Annotated in this window: 30 protein-coding genes and 1 pseudogene; 14 read left to right on the top strand and 17 right to left on the bottom strand. The window is 36.6% G+C overall.

The genetic code is table 11. The annotated features are described in order from the left end of the window. Positions 1-14: 14 nt before the first annotated feature. The 10 genes from CM19_RS07180 to purC form a co-directional block, all read right to left on the bottom strand. Positions 15-149 (bottom strand): ribbon-helix-helix domain-containing protein, encoded by a 135-nt coding sequence (locus CM19_RS07180; RefSeq protein WP_235185647.1) that lies wholly within the window; start codon positions 147-149, stop codon positions 15-17. A 110-nt stretch (positions 150-259) separates the two neighbouring features. Continuing rightward, the gene (locus tag CM19_RS07175) at positions 260-709 is read right to left on the bottom strand and encodes a hypothetical protein (protein ID WP_048099772.1); all 450 of its coding nucleotides are present in this window, start codon (positions 707-709) and stop codon (positions 260-262) included. A 55-nt stretch (positions 710-764) separates the two neighbouring features. Continuing rightward, complete coding sequence (purM, locus tag CM19_RS07170; RefSeq protein WP_048099771.1) at positions 765-1,736, bottom strand: phosphoribosylformylglycinamidine cyclo-ligase; 972 nt, start codon at positions 1,734-1,736, stop codon at positions 765-767. Further along, positions 1,730-3,151 (bottom strand): phosphoribosylamine--glycine ligase, encoded by a 1,422-nt coding sequence (gene purD / locus CM19_RS07165; RefSeq protein WP_048099770.1) that lies wholly within the window; start codon positions 3,149-3,151, stop codon positions 1,730-1,732. The genes purM and purD overlap by 7 nt, the downstream gene beginning before the upstream one ends. A gap of 5 nt (positions 3,152-3,156) precedes the next feature. Further along, positions 3,157-4,362, bottom strand: coding sequence for an amidophosphoribosyltransferase (locus tag CM19_RS07160; protein WP_048099769.1), 1,206 nt, complete (start codon positions 4,360-4,362; stop codon positions 3,157-3,159). 5 nt (positions 4,363-4,367) lie between these two features. Continuing rightward, a complete protein-coding gene (gene purF, locus CM19_RS07155; protein WP_048099768.1) occupies positions 4,368-5,702 on the bottom strand; it encodes an amidophosphoribosyltransferase in 1,335 nt (444 codons plus the stop codon). Further along, complete coding sequence (purL, locus tag CM19_RS07150; RefSeq protein ID WP_048099767.1) at positions 5,699-7,813, bottom strand: phosphoribosylformylglycinamidine synthase subunit PurL; 2,115 nt, start codon at positions 7,811-7,813, stop codon at positions 5,699-5,701. The genes purF and purL overlap by 4 nt, the downstream gene beginning before the upstream one ends. Next, entirely contained in the window at positions 7,810-8,478 is a 669-nt protein-coding gene (purQ, locus tag CM19_RS07145; RefSeq protein WP_048099766.1) for a phosphoribosylformylglycinamidine synthase I, read from the bottom strand. The genes purL and purQ overlap by 4 nt, the downstream gene beginning before the upstream one ends. Beyond that, positions 8,459-8,728, bottom strand: a complete 270-nt coding sequence (gene purS, locus CM19_RS07140; protein WP_048099765.1) for a phosphoribosylformylglycinamidine synthase subunit PurS — start codon at positions 8,726-8,728, stop codon at positions 8,459-8,461. The genes purQ and purS overlap by 20 nt, the downstream gene beginning before the upstream one ends. Beyond that, positions 8,725-9,435, bottom strand: coding sequence for a phosphoribosylaminoimidazolesuccinocarboxamide synthase (gene purC, locus CM19_RS07135; RefSeq protein WP_048099764.1), 711 nt, complete (start codon positions 9,433-9,435; stop codon positions 8,725-8,727). The genes purS and purC overlap by 4 nt, the downstream gene beginning before the upstream one ends. A gap of 140 nt (positions 9,436-9,575) precedes the next feature. Here purC and metG point away from each other — a divergent pair, with 140 nt between their 5' ends. Genes metG through CM19_RS07120 form a run of 3 tightly spaced genes read left to right on the top strand, consistent with a single transcriptional unit; the run spans position 9,576 to position 11,516 of the window. Continuing rightward, positions 9,576-9,914, top strand: coding sequence for a methionine--tRNA ligase subunit beta (gene metG / locus CM19_RS07130; protein ID WP_048099763.1), 339 nt, complete (start codon positions 9,576-9,578; stop codon positions 9,912-9,914). Next, positions 9,908-10,900, top strand: coding sequence for an NOG1 family protein (locus CM19_RS07125; RefSeq protein ID WP_048099762.1), 993 nt, complete (start codon positions 9,908-9,910; stop codon positions 10,898-10,900). Before metG ends, CM19_RS07125 begins: the two co-directional genes overlap by 7 nt. Beyond that, positions 10,890-11,516 (top strand): 7-carboxy-7-deazaguanine synthase QueE, encoded by a 627-nt coding sequence (locus tag CM19_RS07120; protein WP_048099761.1) that lies wholly within the window; start codon positions 10,890-10,892, stop codon positions 11,514-11,516. Before CM19_RS07125 ends, CM19_RS07120 begins: the two co-directional genes overlap by 11 nt. Here CM19_RS07120 and CM19_RS07115 read toward each other — a convergent pair. The 4 genes and pseudogenes from CM19_RS07115 to CM19_RS07100 all read right to left on the bottom strand — a co-directional run bounded on the left by CM19_RS07115 (position 11,439) and on the right by CM19_RS07100 (position 14,162). Further along, positions 11,439-12,073 (bottom strand): annotated as a pseudogene (locus CM19_RS07115) (tRNA(Phe) 7-((3-amino-3-carboxypropyl)-4-demethylwyosine(37)-N(4))-methyltransferase). The gene CM19_RS07120 and the pseudogene CM19_RS07115 sit on opposite strands and share 78 nt — an antisense overlap. Before the next feature lie 32 nt (positions 12,074-12,105). Then, a complete protein-coding gene (locus CM19_RS07110) occupies positions 12,106-12,429 on the bottom strand; it encodes a winged helix-turn-helix domain-containing protein (RefSeq protein WP_048099760.1) in 324 nt (107 codons plus the stop codon). A gap of 25 nt (positions 12,430-12,454) precedes the next feature. Further along, positions 12,455-13,798, bottom strand: coding sequence for a dihydrolipoyl dehydrogenase family protein (locus CM19_RS07105; protein WP_048099759.1), 1,344 nt, complete (start codon positions 13,796-13,798; stop codon positions 12,455-12,457). Then, a complete protein-coding gene (locus CM19_RS07100) occupies positions 13,791-14,162 on the bottom strand; it encodes a hypothetical protein (protein ID WP_048099758.1) in 372 nt (123 codons plus the stop codon). Before CM19_RS07100 ends, CM19_RS07105 begins: the two co-directional genes overlap by 8 nt. 187 nt (positions 14,163-14,349) lie before the next feature. Here CM19_RS07100 and CM19_RS07095 point away from each other — a divergent pair, with 187 nt between their 5' ends. Together CM19_RS07095 and CM19_RS07090 are read left to right on the top strand one after the other, a co-directional pair. Next, the gene (locus CM19_RS07095) at positions 14,350-14,832 is read left to right on the top strand and encodes a hypothetical protein (protein ID WP_048099757.1); all 483 of its coding nucleotides are present in this window, start codon (positions 14,350-14,352) and stop codon (positions 14,830-14,832) included. 16 nt (positions 14,833-14,848) lie between these two features. Continuing rightward, positions 14,849-15,847: a phosphate uptake regulator PhoU gene (locus CM19_RS07090; protein ID WP_048099756.1), complete on the top strand. Its 999-nt coding sequence runs from the start codon at positions 14,849-14,851 to the stop codon at positions 15,845-15,847. Here the strand turns inward: CM19_RS07090 and CM19_RS13310 are convergent. Genes CM19_RS13310 through pyrE form a run of 3 tightly spaced genes read right to left on the bottom strand, consistent with a single transcriptional unit; the run spans position 15,831 to position 17,677 of the window. Continuing rightward, a complete protein-coding gene (locus CM19_RS13310; protein ID WP_048099755.1) occupies positions 15,831-16,484 on the bottom strand; it encodes a hypothetical protein in 654 nt (217 codons plus the stop codon). The two genes, CM19_RS07090 and CM19_RS13310, sit on opposite strands and share 17 nt — an antisense overlap. Continuing rightward, on the bottom strand, positions 16,456-17,106 hold the full coding sequence (locus CM19_RS07080) for an orotidine 5'-phosphate decarboxylase / HUMPS family protein (RefSeq protein WP_081801239.1): 651 nt from the start codon (positions 17,104-17,106) through the stop codon (positions 16,456-16,458). The genes CM19_RS13310 and CM19_RS07080 overlap by 29 nt, the downstream gene beginning before the upstream one ends. Then, a complete protein-coding gene (gene pyrE / locus CM19_RS07075) occupies positions 17,099-17,677 on the bottom strand; it encodes an orotate phosphoribosyltransferase (RefSeq protein WP_048099754.1) in 579 nt (192 codons plus the stop codon). Before pyrE ends, CM19_RS07080 begins: the two co-directional genes overlap by 8 nt. Positions 17,678-17,741: 64 nt before the next feature. Here pyrE and pyrB point away from each other — a divergent pair, with 64 nt between their 5' ends. Genes pyrB through CM19_RS07030 form a run of 9 tightly spaced genes read left to right on the top strand, consistent with a single transcriptional unit; the run spans position 17,742 to position 23,383 of the window. Next, positions 17,742-18,632 carry an aspartate carbamoyltransferase gene (pyrB, locus tag CM19_RS07070; RefSeq protein ID WP_048099753.1) on the top strand — a complete coding sequence of 297 codons (891 nt, stop codon included), beginning with the start codon at positions 17,742-17,744 and terminating at the stop codon, positions 18,630-18,632. 1 nt (position 18,633) lies between these two features. Further along, positions 18,634-19,101, top strand: a complete 468-nt coding sequence (pyrI, locus tag CM19_RS07065) for an aspartate carbamoyltransferase regulatory subunit (protein ID WP_048099752.1) — start codon at positions 18,634-18,636, stop codon at positions 19,099-19,101. Next, a complete protein-coding gene (locus CM19_RS07060; protein WP_048099751.1) occupies positions 19,098-19,682 on the top strand; it encodes a ferredoxin reductase domain-containing protein in 585 nt (194 codons plus the stop codon). The genes pyrI and CM19_RS07060 overlap by 4 nt, the downstream gene beginning before the upstream one ends. Continuing rightward, positions 19,666-20,817 carry a dihydroorotase gene (pyrC, locus tag CM19_RS07055; RefSeq protein WP_048099750.1) on the top strand — a complete coding sequence of 384 codons (1,152 nt, stop codon included), beginning with the start codon at positions 19,666-19,668 and terminating at the stop codon, positions 20,815-20,817. Before CM19_RS07060 ends, pyrC begins: the two co-directional genes overlap by 17 nt. Next, positions 20,798-21,667: a dihydroorotate dehydrogenase PyrD gene (gene pyrD, locus CM19_RS07050; RefSeq protein ID WP_420804718.1), complete on the top strand. Its 870-nt coding sequence runs from the start codon at positions 20,798-20,800 to the stop codon at positions 21,665-21,667. Before pyrC ends, pyrD begins: the two co-directional genes overlap by 20 nt. Then, a complete protein-coding gene (locus CM19_RS07045; RefSeq protein WP_048099748.1) occupies positions 21,664-21,963 on the top strand; it encodes a hypothetical protein in 300 nt (99 codons plus the stop codon). The genes pyrD and CM19_RS07045 overlap by 4 nt, the downstream gene beginning before the upstream one ends. Further along, positions 21,935-22,252: a hypothetical protein gene (locus CM19_RS07040; RefSeq protein WP_048099747.1), complete on the top strand. Its 318-nt coding sequence runs from the start codon at positions 21,935-21,937 to the stop codon at positions 22,250-22,252. Before CM19_RS07045 ends, CM19_RS07040 begins: the two co-directional genes overlap by 29 nt. Then, on the top strand, positions 22,249-22,854 hold the full coding sequence (locus CM19_RS07035; protein ID WP_048099746.1) for a MarC family protein: 606 nt from the start codon (positions 22,249-22,251) through the stop codon (positions 22,852-22,854). Before CM19_RS07040 ends, CM19_RS07035 begins: the two co-directional genes overlap by 4 nt. Before the next feature lie 58 nt (positions 22,855-22,912). Next, positions 22,913-23,383, top strand: coding sequence for an Lrp/AsnC family transcriptional regulator (locus CM19_RS07030; protein WP_048099745.1), 471 nt, complete (start codon positions 22,913-22,915; stop codon positions 23,381-23,383). Positions 23,384-24,320: the final 937 nt, after the last annotated feature.

Genomic DNA, 24,320 nt, shown 5'->3' with positions numbered 1-24,320 from the left:
AAGGATTACCTTAACTAATTAGCCTTTTTACCGTTATTCTTATTATCGATGTAAAACTCTAATGCCTTCTTTATAAATTCAGTTCTATTTAATCCCATCTCTTTGCATTTTGAGTCAATTTCTTTTACAATATCTTCTCTCAGCCTCACGCTAATAACCTTTCGCATATAGGTATCATACGTATTACCAAATATAAAAGAGCCTTTTCTATTTTAGAGCAATAATAAGGCTTAAACAGCCTTTTTCCTCCTAAAAAATATTAACTTGCTGAAGTAAATATTACGGGCTTAGATCTTTTAGCTCTTATCTCTTCCAATTTTTCCATCATATTTTTTATGGACAAAGTAAGGACATCCTTATGATATTTTCTTACGTGTTCCTCAGAATCCTCTCTAGCAACAACTGTCTCACAAAGTGAGCATTGATATACGCCGTTCTCATCTCTAATCACAACCGGTTTAATCCCTGAGGCCATCTCCTTAAGAATCGGAATAACTTTCTTGGCTCTAACCTCATTCCCACTTTTTTCGATTATTCTTTGTGCGTAGCCTCTAAGTTGATGTTTTGATATGTTATATTTATGAGCAACAATAGCTGGTCCTTCGCCATTCACTAGATATTCCTCTAGAGCGTCTAGTAAATAATCGCTTCCTCCTAGTATTTTTAGAGATACGTAATTTATTAAAGAGTTCATATCTACGGGTTTCATATTAACCACTAGAATCAGCTTTATGATTTAGAGTTTAAAAGATATTCATTAAATTCTATATTGAGAGAACTTGATTTTTATATGTCCTGATTATTATTCCTTCTCCTTCTTTAACTTCTCCTATTTTAAAAGCGTCAACATATTTTTGAACAGTTTTCATTACTTCATCGACATTCTCTTTTGAAAGGAAAAGGGTCATACCAATACCCATGTTAAACACTTTGTACATTTCTTCGTGTGGAACACCGGACTTTTCAATTTCCTTAAAAACTTCTTGCGGTTCAGGCATATCTAAAAGTTCAACCTTTAGCCCGGTTAATCTTCGTATTTTAGAGAATGAACCTCCAGTTATATGTGCAGCGCCCTTTATGTATGGAAGGACTTCAAGTATTGGTTTCACATATAGAGCTGTGGGTTTCATGAGTTCGTCTTTCCAAGAGTCAAAGGCAATTTTGCCTTCCTCTATTAACCTCCTAATGAGAGAAAACCCATTTGAATGGACTCCATTACTTTTCAAACCTATTACTACATCTCCCGGCCTTATATCTTTACCAGTTTTTAATTCGTTAACTATGCCTAATGCAGTGCAAGATAGATCAAACCCATTTATTACACCAGGCATTATAGCAGTTTCCCCACCCACTATATCAACGCCAGACTCCTTTGAGGCTTTAATTAGACCGCTCATTACCTTTGATACTAGATCAGTTGAAGGCTTATCTAACGCGATGTAGTCAACTAAAGCTAAAGGAATTGAACCAATACATATCAAATCATTTACATTCATAGCTACACAATCTTGACCGACAGGTTCTAGAATACCCGATCTTAAGGCTAATATAGTCTTGGTTCCAACGCCGTCCGTATGAAGGGCCAACTTAATGCCATTTACCTCAATTACTCCAGAGTAATGACCTGCTCCCAGAACTGTCCTGGTATAGGTTGAGGATATTGTTTTAGATATCTCGTCATGAATACGTTTAACCTTATCTAGATCTACACCAGATCTTGAGTATTCGCTCACCACATACCACCGTTTGGCGACCAATCGGCAGAGATGCCTAGAGTTCCCTTAGACTTCCTTTTCTTATATGAATACCTTATTATTTCGGCTTTTTCTATCATGTCATCAATTGACTTACCTATATCAGTCCTATATATTAGCCTAGTCTCAGAACCTACAAATGATACACATCGCTCCAGCTTCTTAACTGCCTCATTATAATCTCCCAGGGCAACTAGTTCTAATGCCCTAGATCCCTGAGTTATTATCTGCCCTCCTTCTAAAGACGTTGAACCAAAGAACACTTGACAACCGAAATCTTCTATTTTTTTAACGTCTACAAAAATTCTTTTTCCCCTAGCTATTGTTCTATCTAGCGGATAACCTAAAGGCGATACAACCCAGACTACTGATGATGTCTCTACCACTTCTGGCTTAACTTTGTTTAAATGACCTTCAGCTGCCCGTATTAGAACTTCGCCAAAATTTTTTATCCTAGGTATTATAGCCGATGTCTCTGGATCCCCCATCCTTGAATAGTACTCTATGACTGTTGGACCCCATAGATCAGTAAGCATCATTTGTCCAGAAATGAAACCTTTGTATTTTTCACCAGTTTCTCTCTCTACTGCTTTGGCTGTCTGTCTAACTATATCAAATGTATCCTCATATTCCTCTTCAGTAATGAAAGGTAATAGCGAACTTGGACCTGATATCGAACCCATTCCTCCAGTCTCTGGACCAATACCGTCTTGATATGCGTGCTTATAGTCTTGAGCTAGAGGCAATGGTAAATAAGACTGCCCATCAGTTAACACGTGCTGTGTATATTCTGGGCCATCGACTCTTTCCTCGACTATTACTTTTACTTTATCTGAAACTAATTCACCTATTTTATCAACGCTCTTACTTAGCGCTAGCCTTTTTTCTTGAGAAAGATAAGCCTGTAAATCAGCCACAACCTTTACTCCTTTACCTCCTACTTGTTCAGAGGGCTTTACAGCAACTGAACCCCCATATTCCATAATAAACTTCGCTGCATCTTCAATGCTAGAGAATGCCTTAAATCTAAGCCTACCTGGAATTCCGTACTTCCACATCAATTGCCTCATCCAGGTCTTAGACTTCTCTATCATTGAATTTTTACTACTTGCCCCTATAACTGGAATTCCTTCTTGATAAAATACATCAGAAATCCCGTGAAATAGTGGATCTTCAGGCCCTATAATAGCAAAGTCTGGATTAACATCGTCCTTAACTTTCTTTACGAATTCTTGTGAATTTATGTCCCCAATGTAATATTTTCCTCCAGAAGAGTCAACTATTTTCTTTATTCCTGGATTAATAAATGAGGACAACGCGTATAATCTTAGATAACTTAAGGCTGAGGCAAATGCGTTTTCCCTTGCTCCATCACCAATTAAAAGAACTCTCTGCATCTATATCACCCTGGATATATGCCTCCCATACAACCGTAACAAAGGTCTTTATTCCCTATAGATCTAAAGAGACCATCTATACTAAGCCAATGTATAGAGTCTGCACCTATAACTTTTGCTATGTCCTCATCCTTTAAATTCGCAGCTATTAGATCTGATTCCGAAGGTACTTCAACCCCATATGGACAAGGTCTAACTAGCTTCGGACTTCCTATAAGGATATGGATCTCTTTTGCTCCCATTTTTCTTAAATTAAAAACTGTGTTCTTTAACGTAGTACCAGTAACCATCGAGTCGTCTATTAGTACTATTCTCTTACCGAAAAATGCGGACCTTATTGGATTGAGTTTGAGTTGAACTCCTACAACCTTAAGAAAATTATCTCCGGCAATCATAGTTCTTATTGGACTGCCAGTTCTTGTAAAACCTAAATCAACTCTTAAACCTAGCTTTCTCGAATAGCCTATTGCAAAAGGTAAAGCAGTGTCTGGGACGCCTACTACAGTATCTGCTGATATTGGCCATTCTTTGGCTAGCTCTTCTCCAATTCTTATTCTTACATCATATATCTGCGACTTTTCTAAAATACCATCTATTCTTGATTGATAAATATATTCTATAGAACATGTAGCTTTTCTTTCAACTCTCAATTGCTTTGACTCAACGTTAAACCTTTCAAGGACAACCATCTCTCCAGGATTTATTTCTCTCTTAGTATCTCCTCCTATAACATTAATTCCAGAAGACTCTGAAGATACTATACCTAGGTCGAACCCAAAACCGCCTAGAAATAATGGTCTTAAACCAAATTTATCTCTATATGCTATTATTTTTTCATTTTCAGTTAAAGCTATTAAATTAAACACGCCTTTTGCATTTTCGAGTGCCCTTTCAGGATCTTTTAAAAGATCTTTTGCAAATTCCTCTGGATTTTCCTTAAGTACTCCATCAACTACGTAGGCTATACCTCCTACCTTTACAGGATACCCTTTCCTGCTACCCGAATATCCTATCCCTGCCCATCCGTCGTAGGACACTTCAGCATCCTCTGGAGATTCATTATACGTTTTACTCTCTATTTTACCTTCGTTATATACTGCCACTCCCGTAAAATTATATCCTCTATGTTGAAGCCCAATAAGGGAGTATTTCAGGAATTTGTTTACATTCCATACCTTATCAAAGGCTAGTATTCCGGATATTCCTGCCATTTAATTCACCTTCTAAAAGTAACTTCAAGTTTTCCTAAGTTGTAATTACCCTTTAATGGGTATTTCCCTGTAAAACAGGCCACACAGAGATCCTTCCTTCCTATTGCCTCTACCATCTCATCCTTAGTAAGGTATTTCACTGAATCTGCACCTATGGATTTCGCTATTTTACTTTCATCTTTCTCGAAGGCTATTAACTGATCCCTTCTAGGAAAGTCTATTCCCATATAACAAGGATATCTAATCATTGGAGAACCTATACGAACGTGAATTTTCTCAGCTCCTGCTCTCCTTAATAATTGAATTATCCTTCTCATCGTGTTACCTCTAACTATCGAATCATCAATTAAAGCTATATCCTTCCCCTTTATCGCTGAACTTACTACACCAAATTTTTCCTCTAGAGTTAGTACTCTACTACGATCTGAGGGCAAAATAAAGGATCTCTTGGAGTTCAAAGTTCTAACCAAACCTTCCTCTATTGGAATTCCAGTTTTCCTGGAGAATCCAAGAGCTATTGGCCTAGCTGAATCTGGAACAGGAACAACAATTTGTGCGTTGGCTGGATGTTTCTCAGCTAAAACCTCTCCTAACCTTATTCTGGCATCGTAGACAGGATAACCATCTATTGATGTATCTGATCTAGAAAAGTAAATATATTCGAACGAGCAAACTGCAATGTCTTGCCTCTGTAGCTGATAGCTTAAAAATGAGTCATTTTCGAAAACTACGACCTCCCCTGGTTTCACGTCTCTGATTACTTTACCTCCCATCTGAATAATTGCTGAATCCTCAGATGATATGACCAAGTTGTTATTTATTCTGCCAAGTACTAGTGGCCTAAACCCATGAGGATCCCTAACAGCAAAAATTCTACCATCCTTCCACATTATCACCATTGAGTAGGCTCCGTCTGCACTTGCCATAAAATTAGATAAGCCCTCTAACGGATCACTATATTTTGCCATGAAATTCAATATAAACTCTGTATCTGTAGAGAAGTTCCCAAATTGAAAGTAATTTGTTATAGTGCCGTTAAAGGCTATAGATATTTTATCGTTACTTAAAGGTTGGGCCTCATCTATCGTTGTCTTACCAGTAGTTGAATACCTCACATGACCAATACTCACATTTGAGAACACGTTCCCTATCTTATCTCCAATTGCCTCATCAACTAATCCAAGGCCTTTAATCGTAGCAAGATTTTCGCCATTTAAAAAGGATATTCCAGCTGATTCCTCTCCCCGGTGTTGAAGGAGTTTCAGGCCCTCATAGACAATATGAACAGAACCCTCTCCCATAGATGCGAAAACTCCGCAATGCTCCTTAACCTTAATCATTGCATCCCCTCCAAAAAGTTATAGTACTTATCGACTTCCTCAGTCAAGTCCAAGAACTTATCATTAAGTGATAAACCTATCTTCTCTCTTCCCTTAACTTTACCTATTTGAGACGAGAATATACCATTATCTCTAGACCTTGAAATTATCTCCTCTAAATTTTGAGTTAGAAGAATAAATCTGCCTCCATTTTCGGAGAATAATTTTGACTCAACTCTAGAAGCTCCTATTATAGAGTCGATATTTAGAGACACAGAATATCCTTTTACGATAATGGGCCAAAGCGATCCTATTATTCCACCTTTGGATATATCCTTGACAAACTCTACTTTACCTTCTCTAATTAATTGAGTTACAAATTTACTCGTAATAAGGTCTTCATATAGAATTTCATTAGGTGTCTCCTCTTCTCCGCCAAATAACTTATGATAAAGAGAACCGGCCAATTGATCTTTAGTAATTCCCAATAAAACTATATACTGATCTTCGTCGATCTTGGGTCTGAAAAACTTCTCACTAATCCCAGCCATAACTATTAATGGTGTAGGCTTAATTGCCTCTCCCCTCAAGTTTTCGTTATAAAATGAGACCTTTCCGCCAACTATAGGAACATTAAGAACCTTTGATGCCTCGGATATTCCTCTGACGGAATTAACAAAGTCCTGATACACTTCAGGTCTTCTTGGGTCTCCAAATTGAAGATGATCAACTGCTGCAACTCCAATAGATCCAACAGTTGCTAAGTTCCTATAAACCTCAGCAAATATTGCCTTTCCACACTCGTAAGAGTTATATAAGCATAGTTCAGGGTTGGCATCTCCCTTAAGAGCAAGGAATTTACCGTTTGGCAATTTAACTAGACTAGCATCAGCTTCTCCTGGCTTTATTACAGTAGATATACCAACCTCGTAATCAAATTGACTATAAGCCCATTCTTTGCTTACCATATCTGGATGAGTTAAAACTTTTCTAATCGCTTGTCCAATCTCTACTGCAATCCTTGGTTTCATTCCCCTTCTTTCTGTTGACGTGCCCCACATATATAAGGGGGGAGAAAGAAGGAGTTCAGAAGGTAATGATACTATTTCCTTCCCTTCGAAGGTAAATCTGATAATCTTATCCTCAGTTATTTCACCTATAACCGCGCATGGGTATTCGTAGTACTCAAAAGATTTACAAACGCTTTGAACATTACCCTCCTCGACTGCAAAGAGCATCCGCTCTTGAGTTTCAGATACAATTATATCTTCAGGGGTCATTTCTTTAACTCTCAATGGAACATTTTCTAATTTAATATTTGCTCCTAAACCATTTGCCATCTCAGTTACTGCAACGGCTAACCCACCACCTCCTAAATCCTTAATCGCCTCCACCTTATCAGAAACTTCTAAAGTTGCATCAATGATTATTTTTCCAGCAAATGGATCAGCTATTTGAACAGCTCCGATTTCATCCTCTCCGCTCAACTTTCTAGATGCGAAGGAAGCCCCACCTAAACCATCTATTCCTGTAAGACCCACTAGTACTAATTTTAGTCCTGATTTCTTGACAACGCTCGGAATAATTTTATCTTTCTTCACTATTCCTGCGCAAGCTACATCAACTAATGGATTATCGTTATAAGACTCATCAAACGACAATTCTCCTCCAACAACTGGAACTCCAATACTATTTCCGTAAAAGCCGATCCCTGAAATTATACCTTTGAGAAGCCATCTATTCCTTTCTGAACCTAAATCTCCTACTCTTATCATGTCCAGAAGGGCTATAGGTTTAGCTCCCTTACTAACTATATCCCTTATTATTCCTCCTACTCCAGTCGCTGCACCATTAAAGGGATCTATAGCAGAAGGATGATTATGACTCTCTACCTTTAGAACAAGGGCAAGTCCATCCCCCAGGTCAACTGCTCCAGCGTCTTGCCAGTCTTCTATACCCATTATTACATTTTCTCCACCAGTAGGAAAAGTCCTTAAGAAAATCTTGGAGGACTTATATGAACAGTGTTCAGACCATAGGGCATCAATCACTTTCCATTCACTTTCTAGAGGCTCTCTACCTATCTGTTTCCTGACCAGCTCCATTTCATAAGTTGAAAGAGAAAGTCTCATCTTAAAAACGACCTCAATAACATTAACCCATCACTCGAACCATCAGGCGAGATTAGCGGAAATGATGCTCTTTCCGGATGTGGCATTAGACCTATCACGTTACCTTCCTCATTCGATATCCCAGCTATGTTAAGTAAGGAACCGTTTGGGTTTGACTTCTCGTCAACTTCTCCTAAGTTGTTAGTGTACTGGAATACTGCAAGTTCTGACGCTCTTTGAGGGTTATCGTGATAATATCTTCCCTCGGCATGGGCTATAGGAAGCTTGATTACTTTTCCCTTTAAACCCTTAGTTAGTGCTGTCTCCTTTACTATCTTAAGGTAAATCCATTTGCTTATGAACCTCATATTAAGGTTAGGCAAAAGCCCTCCCTCTAGTAAGTTTGACTCTACCAATATCTGGAATCCATTACATATTCCAAGAACTTTCTTTCCAGAGTTTACCATCTCTTTTACTTTAGCCATCGTATCGCTATTAGCAGCAACGCTACCTGCCCTTAAGTAATCTCCAAAGCTAAACCCACCGGCTAATATAACAGCGTCGAATCTATCTGGATCAAATTCCTTATATTTCACTACTTCTGCCTCTCCTTTAGCTTCCTCTATCGCTTTTAGTACATCAAACTCACAGGTCGTTCCAGGAAACTTAATTATGGCAGTTTTCAGTTTCCTTCACCCTAACCTCTACCTTATGAATTACTGGATTGTATAGCCTCGTTTTTTCTAACAAAAGTTTTGCAATATTCTCCGCATCCTCTTTGTTACTCACATTAACGTTGACGACAATGTATTTCCCTGCCCTTACATCCTCAACCTTGTTAGTTACTTTATCCACGATAAACTTCTTTACTGTCTCTCCTTCTGGATCTCGTATCCCTTCCTTATTTGTTATCAGAAATTCTACCTTGTAAATCATATAACTCGCTCCATCCTAGTAAGAAATTCAGTATAAGACTTCTTTACTGTTCCCATATCAGAACCTTTTCTGTAAAGATCCTTATCTAATATTCTTCCCGTCCCTTTTTCTCTTATTCTCATAGAGTCAAGCGAAATCTCGTCCCCTATAATTAGTTTATCCCCTAATCTCCCAAACTCAAGCTTAAAGTCATAGAGATCGAGTCCAGCTTTATCTATAGTCTCCTTCATTACCGCATTGACTTTAATCATGATCTCCTCTACCTCCTCAGCCTCTTTTTTGCTCATTAGTTTAAAATACTCTAAATGAGAATAATTCAGCATTGGATCGTGCCTTGAATCGTCCTTAAGGAAGAACTCAATTATTGGAGGGTTAAATACTTCACCGTCCTTTATTGGTAATCTCTTCACTATACTACCAGCCGCTATATTCCTTAATACAACCTCTACTGGAATCATTTTTAGTGATTTAGCTATCATAGTTCTTTCATCATACATTCCGATATAGTGAGTTTCAATTCCTTTTCTTTCAAGTAAACGAAAGAATAATGCTGAGGTTTGAGCGTTAAGAATGCCTTTTCCATCTAAAATATCAGACTTGGCTCCATCTCCAGCAGTTATGGAATCTTTATACTTGAGAAGGACTTTTCCATCTTCGAACGAATACACTTCCTTGGTTTTTCCTTCTCCTAGCTTGGCAATCTCCATAAACCATATTTACATAATTGATATAAAAGATTTGCTTTAATTAATGCTAAAATTTCCTTAACCAAGTAAATAAATCGTTTTCTTTTGATCGAGAACTTGCGAACAATAGCGTTAAAATCTTAAAGGGTTAAGCAAAGTTCATGGAGATTACAATAGACGATTTCTCTAAAATAGAGCTTAGGGTAGGAAAAGTGAAGTTAGCCGAGAAGTTAGAGGGAACAAAGTTAATTAGATTAATCGTTGATTTAGGGAATGAAGAGAGGCAAATAATTTCTGGAATAGCTGAATTCTATAACGCAGAAGACTTAGTGGGGAAGGAGGTTATAGTGATTATTAATCTTAAACCAAGAATTATTAGGGGATATGAGAGCCAAGGAATGATCTTAGCAGCAGGGTGTAAAGAGGATGAAGAGAGGGGTATTAAACCTAGAGTTTTAACAGTAGATGGGGATGTTCCTCCAGGTACTAAAGTATGCTAAGCCCATTTGAGAGGTTAAGAATTCCTCCTAAAGTAGAGGATCTAATTAAAATAGAATTAGAAAGGATTGCAAAAATTTCAGGAGAAACTCCAAAGGATAGAGAGATAAGAAGACTAAAGTCATATTCGGACAACATAAGGAAATACCAGGAATTCGTAAAGAGCTTCCCTAGAGTTAACTCTTTACACCCATTTTACAGAGGAGTTCTAGAGATAGCCGCAGGTGGTTCACTAGATAGAGTAAAAATTTGTCTAAGCGTAAGTCTACGAGCTTCAACGTTATCTATGAATATCCTTGATCAATATGCTAGAAAGATATCAACGTCAGAGGATAAGGAATCAAATAGACTAATGAGACAGGCTTTTGGTAGAGCCTCTTCTATTCTAAGGAAGAACAAGGAATGCATTAACTGGATTATAGATCTTTCCTTAAGCTTAAAGAAAGCTAAGTCTATAGACCCAGATTTGCCAACTGTAGTTATTGCAGGCCCTCCAAATGTTGGTAAATCCACTCTAATATCTAAACTTTCTTCAGCTAAGCCAGAAATTGCAAGTTATCCATTTACTACTAAGGAAATTCACGTAGGTCATACTGAAGTAAATGGATATAAAGTACAATTTATTGACACTCCAGGAATCCTTGATAGACCTTCCCACGAAAGAAACTGGATAGAAAAAAAGGCTATAAATGCCCTTAAAAATCTTAAAAATGTTACAGTATTTTTGCTTGATGGATCAAGCCAGTCTTTATACACTGTTAAGGAACAGATCGATCTTTTACAGGAGGTCTTATCATTAGGGAACAAAACAATTGTTACAATTAATAAGATAGACGAAAAGGGAGATATCATGAAGGAACTTGAAGAGATCTTAATGGAAAAAGGTCTTAAATACCTAAAAATAAGTGCCGAGAGAGGAGAAGGGCTTGAAGATCTTAAAAGGGAGATTTTTAAAGATATAGAACCACTCCTATCTCGTGGAGTATAGAGTAATTGAGATCTTCTCCTCCATACAAGGTGAAGGAGAAGTTATAGGCGTACCGTCAAACTTCATTAGATTAGCTACATGTAACTTAAGATGCGTATGGTGTGACACTAAATATTCTTGGGAAAAAGGAGAATTAATCTCAATAGAAGAAATAATAAAAAGGTTAGACAAGACATTACCAGCCACAACCATAACCGGAGGCGAACCTCTGCTTCAAAACATTGTTCCTCTTGCCTTAGCTATAAAGGAAATGGGACAAAGGATCGTTGTAGAAACAAATGGGACAATAAAACCGCATGAAGAATTAAGGAAGATTGTCGACGTGTTTTCTGTTTCTCCAAAACTTTCAAATAGTGGACATAAAATAGCCTATAACTTTACAGATGATTGGGCAACTTACTACAAGTTTGTTATATTATATACTAGGAAGGACTTAGAAGAGGTAGTAAGATTTGTAGAGGAGAACGGTATTAGAAAAGATAAAGTAATTGTCCAACCCGATGGAAATAGGAAGGACTATGAAATTGCACTTAAGGAGTTAGCTGAAGCCGTAATGGACCTCAGGCTTCCCTTTAGAGTCCTTCCGCAACTCCATAGAATCATTTCCTTTAGATAACTCCAACATAAGCTCGTTTAATTTTTCCTTACCTTTGGAGAGAACCTCATTAGCTATAAGCGCTAAACTATTGATTTCCGCCTCAGAGAGAAATTGATCTTCCTTTTCCCTTAAAAGATGAACAAACTTAACTCCTGTCCTTAACTCTATTAATATACCCTTCTGATTTATACTCATAATTCCTGAATGTTTAAACCCTGCTTTTCTTGCTATTCTAATTACTTCCCATGTTTCATCCCAATCCTTAGAATACACATGAAATATTGGACCCTGTGAAATTAACCAAAGTCTATAGAGTTGTCCTTTACTCAATACATCAACTATCTCATTAGGTGATATCTTAAAATGATTCTTAAATATGATAGTTGAGTTTTCCCTTTTCCAAGGAAGTTGAGAATCGACTATAGTTATTCTACCACTACAACTGCTATACGTATAACTTTTTCCCTTTTAAAGAATTGAACTAGAATATCATATATGTCTGGATCCAGGTATCCTATTTCTCTGTCCTTATTCAGCCTTTCGAAGGCTTTTCTCTTCCATTCCTCCCAGAGCATTAAGAGTCTAAGATAAATTAAATGTCTATAAGTTAAGTCTTTTTATCTACCTTAAAACCCTTATTTTCATTCTCTAAATCGGACAAAATTTCACTTGAAGTATGATAAAAGGATGAAAGCTTATACTGAGTGCCATATTTCTCGTTCCCCTTTACTACTATTCCGTTTTCCAGTAGAACTTCGAGGTGATGAATCACTGTTTTATAATCTAATCCAAGCCTAGTTGATATCTGATTAGCATTCGCTTCTCCAGATTCCAGAAGTCTAACAATCTTTAACCTAGTATAACCACCTCTAGATGTAAAGAAAAGAAGCTTGAAAAGCTTCCTTATATTTTTCCTCTCTTTCTCATTCATTCGCGATAGAAACTAGTAAAAATGGCTAATATACCTCTCCATACTTAGCCCTTTGTATTGCTTCTGTTATTATCTCTGAAACTGTTGGATGAGAGAATAGCACTGGATATATTTGATCAATAGTTAGTCCAGTTTCCATTGCTAGAGCTAACGTATTTATAACCTCAGCTGCTCCTTCTCCTATCATGTGGGCCCCTACAATCTTGTTCTGGCTTATAACTATTTTTAGAAACCCCTCAGTCTCATTGAGAGTCCAAGCTCTAGGTATATCTTTCATGTGAATTGTAATTTCTTTCGCGTCTACGTTTGACTTCTTTAAATCGTCCACAGTTTTACCAACTGTCCCTATTTCGAGATCCGCAAATATAGATGATGGATAGAACGATGGCATCTTCGATTTTACTCCTCCTAAATTATCTCCTACGACGATTCCCTGTTTCCATGCCTTAGTTGCAGAAAGTGGAGGACCTGCAACATCTCCTGCAGCGTAAATTGAAGGATTGGTAGTTTGACCGCTTTCGTTAACCTTAATGTAACCCCTCTGATCTACTTCAACTCCGTTCTCCTTAAGCTTTAAGCCAGCTGTAGTAGCCTTTCTGCCAATTGTTATAACAGCTAAATCACCGACTACTTTTTCCTCACCTGAAGGGATAACAACTGAGAACTCTACACTTCCATTAGAATTGACAACCTTAGACTTAGCGTTAAGAAATATGTTGATCCCCTTTTCCTCTAACCTTTTCTTGACTGCTGAAGCCAAGTCCTTATCAAAACCAGGTAAAAGTTGAGGCATAAGTTCTAGTATTGTTACTTCTCTTTTCATAGCGCTGAATAAGGTGGCCAGCTCTACTCCTGCTACTCCTCCACCTACTATAATTATCTTTTTCGGAACCTCTCTATTCATAGCAGTCCAAGGATCTAGAACGTTATTTCCATTAAGGGGAAAATCAGGAAAAGATATTGGAATGGATCCATTAGCCAAAACTACCTTGTCTGGATTAAACCTCTGAGAGTTTACCACTACTTCACCTCCTTCCTCTAGTCTAGCCTCTCCTTGAATTATCGTTACACCTTGTTCAGCTAATCTCTTTTCCATTTTCGACCTAACATTTTCTATAACTTGAGTCTTGAACTGCATTAGCTTTTCATAATTTAATTCAGCCTCTGCAGAGATCCAAGTAGACTTATTTAACTTATTAAGTAATTTTACAGCGTCGATTAGTGTTTTCGATGGTATACATGCTCTATTTATGCATTCTCCTCCCAACTGTGTCTTCTCCACTATGGTTACTTTGTCTCCAAGCTCACTTGATCTAACTGCTGCAGCATATCCTCCAACTCCTCCTCCTATGACTATGATATTATTCATCTGCTTCTTTTTCTCTAGAAAGTATATAGGTTTTGAGCTTTTCTAAAACAGCCTTTAAATCGAGGTCACTAACTAGGTCTTGACAGCAGATAGAAAGAAATTCAAGTTCTGTATATACACCGTACTTCTCATGGATATTATCTAGGGAACTATCTAAGTCCAAGTAGTCTTGGACAAAATTTCTATTTTTCTTATATATTAAAGATAAAATTCCAAGATCAATCAACCTTTTTCTCTCCCCTTTATTTAATATTATCCTTGTACCAATATCAACAGGTATATCCTCAAACTCAATTTTCTCATTAATCTCTATGAACGTTTCCTCCTTTTTCTTGTAAAGTTCAACTACTTCCGAAAGTCTCAAAACTTACACCTCAATTAACGAAAGTAGTTTATAAATATCTTTTTATATCTCTGAAGTTAAGGAAGAAGATTTTAATGGTAGGAATGGATCGCTTTCTCCTATATTTTCTCTAATAAAACATAGAGAAAATAGAGGGGAGTTATTAACCCGTGTACCTTATTAAGACTTTGCAATCAATAAATTTCTTGTGAAGAAAGGACTAGCCGACGTTATCATTGATATAAGGACTACTAGACATAAGATTAGTCTTTGGAAGAACAAAATTAAGACAAGGATTTCGAGTTATGAAAATATTAAAGATACTAAAATCCCAGAAGAATATAAAAAAGAAACAGCACAATTAAAAACAATATTAAACACAATAGAAAAATTAGATCTCCTTCTTGAGATGCTCGAAATAAAAGTTGAGACAATAGTAACTGTTGGAATAATTCTGAACAATGTTCAGGATGTTGTGAGTGCTATAAAGGAATTTGGTAAAATATACCCGTTTATAGGGACTGATCTTCTAATAGAAATCGAGAATATATATAGAGATTTCTCTTCTTCTATAGATTTACCTAAAGAATTTAAGGTTAGAACGACAGAAGGAGGTAAAAGAATATTAGATGAGATAGATAAATCTTTAAACGAAAAAGGATCTAATAGAACTATAGAGATAAATACCTAAAACTATATATCCATATATGGCGGGCTTAACTAGAAGAATTCAATTGACTGGTGGTTCTACTTATATAATATCGTTACCTAAAAATTGGGTTAAAGAGCTTTCTCTAAAACCCGGTGATGAAGTAGAAATTATAAAGGATACAAATCTTAGACTTATAATTTCACCTAGAGAAAATAAAGAAGAATCGAAACAGAGCAAAGCAATAATTCATTGTCAAAGCGGAAATCCTGAATTTGCAATAAGAGAATTTATATCTCATTATATGGCTGGTTACGTTACAGTCACCCTAACTTGTCCTAAGATGAGAGCTGAAGATAGAGCTACTATTAAGGACGTTATAAGGAGGAGATTACTAGGAGCTGAAGTGATAGAGGAGGACGCTAACAATATTTCAGTCCAATTTTTAGTCAACGAGAAGGATCTACCAATTTCGAAAGCAATAAGCAGAGCTGCTGCAATATCTAAGAACATGATTAAAGATGTTTTAGAGGCTATAAAGACAAAAGATCCTGAAATTGCTAGCGAAGTTCCGGAAAGAGATGATGAGGTAGATAGGTTCTTCTTTTATGTATCTAGACAATTGACATTAAGTGTCTCATCATTTGAAATACTCGAAGAAGAAGGCTATAATATAGCCCAGATAGTTGACGTTCATTCTGCAATAAAATCGATCGAAAGAATATCAGATCACGCCTCTAGAATAGCATATCTAGTCAAGGATGTAGTAAACGGGGATACGAGTAAAATCCTAGAGCTAGGTTATAAGGTTCTAGAGCTTTACTCTGAGGCTGTAAATTCTTTTATAGAAGGAAAAAAGGAAATAGCAAACAAGATCATCGCCGAAGACGTTGATGTAGCAAAATCACATAGAAGTATATCATCAGATATAATTTCCAAAGAGTCAGAAAACAAAATACAATCATTATTGTTAGTCGATTCATTTAGAAGAATTAGCAGATATTCCGTAGATATTGCTGAAACAACAATTAACATGATAGCTAAACGGGGAGGTTAGAGAAAATCAAGTTCGGAGGCTTGAAAGATGAATAGGCTGATTTTATATCGTCTAAGTTTTTGGCTTTGCTAGTTGCCTTCATAAGTTTCTTTAAATCTTCCTGGTCTTCTGGAGTGTAAACTCCTCTACGATATATTACTGATAAGCATCTAGGATTCATAACAGCAACTGTAACGTATCCCCTTATGAAGAGAGAGTCAGCAGTTTCGAGATCTTTTGCTGAGAACACACATATTCCTGGATGAGTATGAACTTGAGCGACGCCTTTTGGCATGGGAATTTCTACCTTATCCTCTTCTCCTTCAAATATAGCGTACTCCCCATTTCTCAATATAAAGCTGATAAACTCCACTCCACTTTCCATAGTTCTTCTAGCATAATCTAAAATGACTTCTCTAAGGAACCTTAAATATAACAAATTAATTTCGTCATAAATCTTGCGGTAGTCAAAATTACCTTTACCAATATTAACGTCATAACCTTCAACAGGTTCAAGGGAGAAAACTCTTTCCATATCAGTAGTCGGTGGATTTCCAGTAATCTCATGAATGTCCTCGGCAGTAACTAGAAGATCGTATAGATCAGCTATCCTTTCACTTAATGCATTCTTATCTACCTTTTGCTCCTTTGCACTCAAGTATTCTCTCCTCCTGAAGTTTTGATATTTCCTTAACTTTACCTATAGGATCTAGGCTTGAATATATACTTCTTCCAATTATTTCATAATCCGCACCATTACATAAGGCATCGCCTGGTAAACTTCCTTGAACTCCTACACCTGGAGAGATTATCTCTAAGCTTGGAAAGTCATGTCTTATCTTTTGGAGAATACCTGACCTGGTTGCTGGAGCAACTATTCCATACGGCTTTATCTCGTTAGCAACATCCTTTAAGTAATCGTAGAAACTATCGTTCCAACCAATATGACTCATCGACAATAAAAGATAAAGCTTTTCTCCCGTAGAATCTAAGAATCTCTTTAGCTCATCCAAAGCACCCTCTACTCCAATAAAAGCGTGGGCGATAACTCCATCTCCAGGTATCTTGGAAACTATTTTTATCATTGTATTACCGATATCGGCTAGCTTGAGATCCAGTATTCTTTTTACCTTTACACCAGAAAGAAGTTCGTTAACGCCTCCTACTCCAAGCTGCAATAATAGAGGATATCCAATCTTTACCGCATAAATATATTCCTGGATCTGCATTATTTTGTCGCGCTGTATAACTTCATCTAAGGCCAATATTATTCTATTCAACTTTTTTCACCAAATAATCTTGAAGAAGTTTTCTTTCTTGATCACTTAACTTACTAGATATTTCATTTAATATTTCATGAATTGAAAAAACACTATATAGATTAATTCCTAAATCCTGAAGTCTCTCCTTAGCTCCTTCTTCTCTATCCACTATCACGAGTGCGTCATTAACCTCTCCACCATTTTCTCTTATTATTAAGGCTGACTTCTCTATTGAACCTCCAGATGTAGCTACATCGTCAACTATAATTACTTTTTTTCCCTTTACATCCGCCTCTAATAGTTTATCAGTTCCATGACCTTTCTTTTCTAGTCTGACATACCCCATTGGGGTGGTTAACTTGCAAGAAAGAAAAGAAGCTAAAGGAACTCCTCCAGTCGCTACTCCGAGTATCATATCAAACTTAACTCCTTTTATGAGATCTATGGCTTTGGATACAACGTCAAAAAAGACTTGATAATTTGGTAATCTCCTTAAGTCTAGATAGTAAGGGCTAGTTCTACCTGAGGTCAATACAAAACTACCTATTAGTAGAAGCTTTTTGTCCAACAATTCTTCAGCGAAATTCATCAATGGGTTTATATGAAAAAAGAGTTTAAATACACTAACGTATTTACCATAATTAAGGGCATTAGTGGAAGACGTAATTTCGGCGTATGATTTTTCAAGAGATCAATATCTAGAGATTTTTTCTCTGGCTGATGAAATTTTAAAGGGAAGAAAAATAAAAATGAAAGAAAAGATAATTGCAGAGGCCTTTTTTGAGCCAAGCACAAGAACAGCACTAAGCTTCAGTGCTGCTGCACAGAGATTAGGGATGAACGTCATAGGTTTCTCGTCACAAGAAGGAACATCAGTTGTAAAGGGAGAAAATTTAGCAGATACAATAAGAATGATGGAAAATTACTCTGACTGTATTGTTATAAGACATAAGTTTGATGGGGCTGCAAAATTTGCCGCTGAAGTTTCAAGTAAACCTGTAATAAATGCTGGAGATGGAAAACATGAACATCCAACTCAGACATTAGTTGATCTATACACAATATTCAAGACATTCAATACAATAGACGGTCTAAATTTTGGTCTAATAGGTGATCTAAGATATGCTAGAACAGTAAATAGTCTTCTTAGAGGACTCACTAGATTTAAGCCAAAGAGTGTTTACCTAATATCTCCACCACCATTAAAAGCGAGAAAGGAGATTTTAAGAGAATTAAACTATGAATATGTTGAACTTAATAGTCCTTATGACGTTCTTCATGATTTAGATGTGGTTTATGTTACTAGAATACAAAAAGAGAGATTTCCAGACGAAGTTGAATATGAAAAGGTAAAAGAAAGCTATACAATAGACGAAAAGATCGTTAATTCAATGAGAAAGGGATCAATAATACTTCATCCCCTTCCGAGAGTAAACGAGATCGACAGAAAAATTGATGTCTCGCCTCATGCTAAATACTTTTATCAGGCATCATTGGCAGTACCTATTAGGCAAGCTCTATTTGTTAAAATTTTAGGTGAGTAAGATGGAGAACGGGCTAATTGTAACAAAAATTAAGGATGGAACAGTCATTGATCATATACCAGCGGGAAGAGCATTAGCAGTTCTAAAGATTCTTGGAATAAAGGGCAATGAAGGAAATAGAGTAGCCCTTGTTATGAACGTAGATAGCCATAGAATAGGCAAAAAAGATATAGTAAAGATAGAGGAAAGAGTAATAAACAACGTTGAGTCAGAACTAATTACTCTTATAGCTCCTAATGCAACTATTAATATTATTAGGAACTATGAAGTTGCAGAGAAGAGAAAATTAAGGATACCAGATATAGTGGTAGGAATTTTAAAATGCCAAAACCCATTGTGTATAACAAATAACGATCCTGAAGGTATATCAAAATTCTCCTCAGTGAGTAAGGTACCTATTGTGCTAAAGTGCGATTATTGCGACACAGAACTTACGGAGGATGACGTACTGAGGCAGATATTGTCATGAAATATGCTAATGTAATTCGAGCTGAAAGGGGAGATCCTTCAGAAATAGATCTAGAAGTAGAGATTAATACACTTCCTGGCCAATTCTTAACTATAATTATTCCTCCATATGAAATACCAATGGGAATAGGAGACGCAAAAAACGGCCTATTAACTATCTTTGTGGAGTCTCCTAAGCTTTTTGACCTGATATCTAGAAAGGATAGAGTTATAGTAAAGGGTCCACTAGGAAGACCAATCAAGCTAGGAAATTCAGTATTAGGCATAACTGATAAGATGCATTATCATGACTTAATTTATCCCCTAAGAACCGCAATTAGAAGAGGATCTAAAGTTGGCTTAGTTTGTAACGATTGTCCAGAAGAATTCGAGAAAACTGAACATTTAGATGGATGGGATACTATATTAGCTTCTGTGCCGAGAGAGAAACTAAAAGAGTTACCTAGTAATTCACTTGTTTTTGTGAGATGGACAAAAATGAATTGTATGATGGGAGTTTGTGGAGTGTGCGAAGTTAATGGATATTTGCCTTGCATTGAAGGTCCTTTTATGCAGGTGAGTCACATTGTGGATAAGAGGTAAGATCTTTCTAAAGGAGTTCGTTGAAGGTTGTATCAACTTTGACAGGAGAATAAAGGAAATCAGAAAGGATTGTAAGCCAGACATAAGCTTTCCATCTGACGCATTAATATTGCCAGGATCGGTTGACATGCACGTACATGTGAGAGGCCTGGAACTCTCTTATAAAGAAACCGTAACTTCTGCAACTTCTGAGGCAATCTACGGAGGTGTTACAACAATCATGGATATGCCAAATACCGTACCATTTATAAATTCTCCAGAAAAAATTAAGGAAAGATTGAGAGAATTTGACAACTATTCTAGGACTAATTTTGGCGTTTATTCTGGGGTAACATCTAATAGCGAAGTAGAAAAACTACCTATAGCTGGTTACAAAGTTTTCCCAGAAGATTTAGAAAAACAAGAATTAAAGTTCGTTTTATCTTCAAGAAAACTGAAGGTTCTACATCCAGAAATTCCATTATCTTTAAATCAGTTTAGAAATTTAAGAAGGACATGGCAAGAAATAGCTGCACTCGATATTATTAAGGGTAATTTTCATGTAACCCACTCAACAAACTATGAAACAATAAGGATTTCTAAGTCAAAAGGATTCACGACTGACTTTACACCACACCACCTCTTATTAAACGGGGAAACTAACTGTCTAACTAAGGTAAATCCTCCTATTAGGAGTGTAACAGAAAGAAGAAAACTTTTGAGAGCTCTGTGGGAAGCAGATGCTATAGTAAGCGATCATGCTCCGCATACACAAAAAGAGAAGGAAATGCCATATCAGCTATGTCCACCTGGAGTTGCTGCAGTTTCCTTTACTACGCCTTTCATATACAGTCTTGCAATGAAGGGGATCATTTCCTTTGATAGAGCAGTTGAATTATTGTCTATAAATCCATCGAAGATATTAGGGATAAAAGCAGGAAAGATTGAACAGGGATATTTTGCGGATTTCGTAATTATTCGGCTGAGTCGCTGGAGATATAGTACAAGATTTTCTAAAGTAATTGAAACTCCATTTGATCGATATCCTCTTGACTCTACCATAGTTTCTGTTATAGTTCAAGGAAAGATTGCCTATGATGGTGGAGAGATATATCCAGTTAGAGGTGTTAATGCAATTGAAGATAGCAGGCATTGAATTAGAGGATCCTTTAATTATTTCCTCGGGTATAGTACCAGACGTTCCTAGCTTTATCTCGAGAGTCTGTAGAGAATATAGACCGTCTGCTATAACAACTAAAACATTTACTCTACTTTCTCTGGAACCTCACAGACCTCCTACATTATTAAGGTTTCAAGATGGCTGTTACATAAATGCTATAGGACTCGGAAATCCAGGAGTGAGTGTTGTTGACAGTATTTCGTGCGACTGCAATTTGTTTATTAGTGTAGGTGGAAAAGATAGGGAAGAAATCAGAGAAGTGGGAAAAAGAGTAGAGAAAAAGGCAAAACTAATTGAGATAAACCTAAGTAGTCCTAATAGAAAGGGATATGGAGCATCTCTAGCTACTGAATCTTACGAGATAGTCAAAGAAATTAAATCTACAGTAAAAGTTCCAGTTTTCGTAAAACTCGGTCCTTGGGATAACGTTTTAGAAATAGCAGGAAAAGCTCTAGAAGGAGGGGCTGATGGACTATCCCTAATAAATACACTAAAAGGAGAGTTAGTGGACGTTGAAACATTTTCACCCATACTTAGTTACGGTACAGGAGGAATATCGGGAAAGTGTATATATCCTCTAGCCTTGAGAGTAATTGCGGATGTCTATAAAGAATACGAGGTAGAAATTATAGGAATGGGAGGTGTTTTCTCCTATATGGACGTTCTAGGTTTAATGTCAGCAGGGGCCAAGGTTGTGGGACTAGGTTCAGTAATAATTGACCAAGGATATAACATAATTAACAAAATAAGGAAGGATCTATCTATCTATCTTAATAAAAAGGGATTAAAACTTGAAAACATTATTGGTTCAGCAGTGAAAAAATGAGAAGCGTAATGAAAGGGAGAGATCTGGAAGGGCTAGTATTCTTGGGTAAAGTTTCCTCAGTTAATGTAGAATTTTGCGATGAGGAGAAGAAGAAAGCTAAGGTTTTAGTCAAAACCACAGATGGTGATGAAGTAGAGTCAGAGTGTATCCCAATAAGGGCAGCAGGAAAAATCTCGACAGTCATTAAACACTATCTAAAGCTAGGAATAGGAAATCACATAATAACTGAGGGGACTCAGGTTTCTAACGTAGACGTGGAGGGAGAAGATGAAACTGAGGATAGACAAGATTCCTAAAAATGATGAGGATATAGAAGAGATACAGAGGGAGATAGAGGCTCAACACCCTCATAACCATGAAGATCATGAACACAGTGTCGAAGAAGTCATAGGAGAACTTTATACTAACTTACAGAGCCTAGAAAATAGAGTAACTGAACTAGAAGGATCTGACAAAGAATGCAAAAACGAGATTTCAAGGATTTACATGGTCTTAAGTAAAATTATCTTAGCCATCAACGAAAAAGATGAGAATGAAAGAGTTAAAAACTTAAGAGATATCCTAGCCTTGCTAGAAAAACAATGAACTTAGACTCATCCGTAATAATAGCAATAAAACTTTTTGCTATAATGGATCCGTTTTCCATAATACCTTATCTTCTCGCTATTTTCGAAGAATATTCACAGTCTTCAGATACAAAGGTATCGTGGAAATTTCTAGTAAATAAGGTTGAGTTAGCTGTTCTAATCCTCCTTCTATTTTTCTCGGTTATAGGTAGAGCATTCCTCGATTTCTTAGGACTTTCCCCTGAATCCCTTGAAATAGGAGGGGGAATAATTTTGATTTATTTAGGAATAGATACAATGGGTGGATTCCAACAGCTGAGATTCCTAGGAAGAAATCTAGTTGAAGCAGCTGTTACGCCTATAGCGACTCCACTCATTGTAGGTCCAGGAACTATGGCAGCGCTTGTAACACTTTCAGTAACTTATGGAATAATTTATCTGATATTAGGGAGTTTAATAGCTGCCGTACTAACATATATTGTCTTAAGATCTGGACCTCTTTTAGTTAAGGTACTTGGAAGAACTGGCACAGTAGCGGCTGGCAGATTTACAGCGATAATTATAGCAGCTTTCGGCGTACAGCTCATTTTACAGGGTATATCTCAGATAAAGTTAGCGTGAAGATCCCTAATTTAAATGAAAATTTTTTAATCCTTATTTCTATAGCTTATAGAACTATATGTCAAATAATAACAAGAAAAAAGTTGAGATGGATACTGTAGATAGAAGGTTAATGATAGAACTTTTAAGAGATGCTAGAACAAGCCTTAGAAGATTATCCGAGGAGATGAATGTATCTCCCGCAACCCTTCACAATAGACTTACCAGGTTAGTTCAGGAAGGCATTATTAAGGGATTCACCGCGCTTGTAGATTACTCAAAACTGGGGTATAGTCTTTCTGCAGTAATAATGGTTAAAGTAGATGGAAAACACTTGCTGGAATTTGAGAAAGAGATATCAAACATAGATAACATAACCGCAGTCTATGATGTTGTTGGAGATTATGATGTAATATTAGTTGCTAAGTTTAGGAGTGTAGAGGATTTAGACTCTTTCCTAAAGCAGCTTTTAAAGAATCCAAAAATTGAAAGGACATATACTAGTATTGTATTAAACGTAATAAAGGAAGATCCTAGAGTGAGAATTTAATTTTGATATTTAGTGAATTATCCCAAACTTTTCTGACTAACTTCCTGCTATAACCTCTAGACTACTATCGCTAGAACTTTGGATTTCCTTTTCTAGACTATCCACTTAAACGTAGTGTTAGGGTTACAGTCTCCGGTTTCCCAAGCTTAAGTTTTATCGTTCTACTGATACAAGTACATCTAATAATACACATTCATTTTAGGAATTTAACACGCATTGACATCCTTAGTCAGATGTAATCTATTGATGCTCCCAAAAACTACTATATACGTAATACACAGAGTATGCTGTTCATTCTTGAAATGAGTTAATCTAGGATTTTTATTGGAATTCTTCAATTCTTGATAACGGTAAAGCACTGCGTTTAATTGCATAAGGATATAGTATAGAGAAAGGGAATAGAATAACTAGAACTCCGTATTTTCCATCAACAAAGGTGGATTTAGCTCATAGCCTCATAACGTAACTCTAATCATAATCGCGAAAGTGCAACTTTTTGGCCTGGAGTAGGTAATCAATCACTTTCCTGCTTACGCCATTGTCAACAGTTTGGCTTAAATTGTGACATTTTTATTCATGTTGTGATTTTTCTCCGTTCTAAAACGCTTATTTTTTTTTAAAACCAGATTTGGTGGGTAGACCCGAAATTAGAGGTAAGGAAATCGTTCAAGTTTTAGGTGCGGATTAAAAATTGATAAATAAGTGAACGCTGACGTAAATGTCTTCTTAAAAATGTACTGTTTTTCTCACATACCTGAGATCTTTGTCAAGATTTTCAAGGATGTTGTGAGGTTCCTCCACTAAGTGATCGTGATGACGATCGTTGTTTAGAACGTTGTGAAGCCTATGGACTTTATGGGCAAGGCAATAAATTTCCGTAAGACTCAAACCCAGATCAGTATTATTATCTTGTTCTCTCCGTTCGGTTAATATACTT

The organism is Candidatus Acidianus copahuensis (assembly GCF_000632495.1).
In the GTDB taxonomy this organism is placed as follows: Archaea; Thermoproteota; Thermoprotei_A; order Sulfolobales; family Sulfolobaceae; genus Acidianus; species Acidianus copahuensis.
Note: the sequence above shows the minus strand (reverse complement) of the source record. Positions and strands in the feature narration are given on the sequence as shown.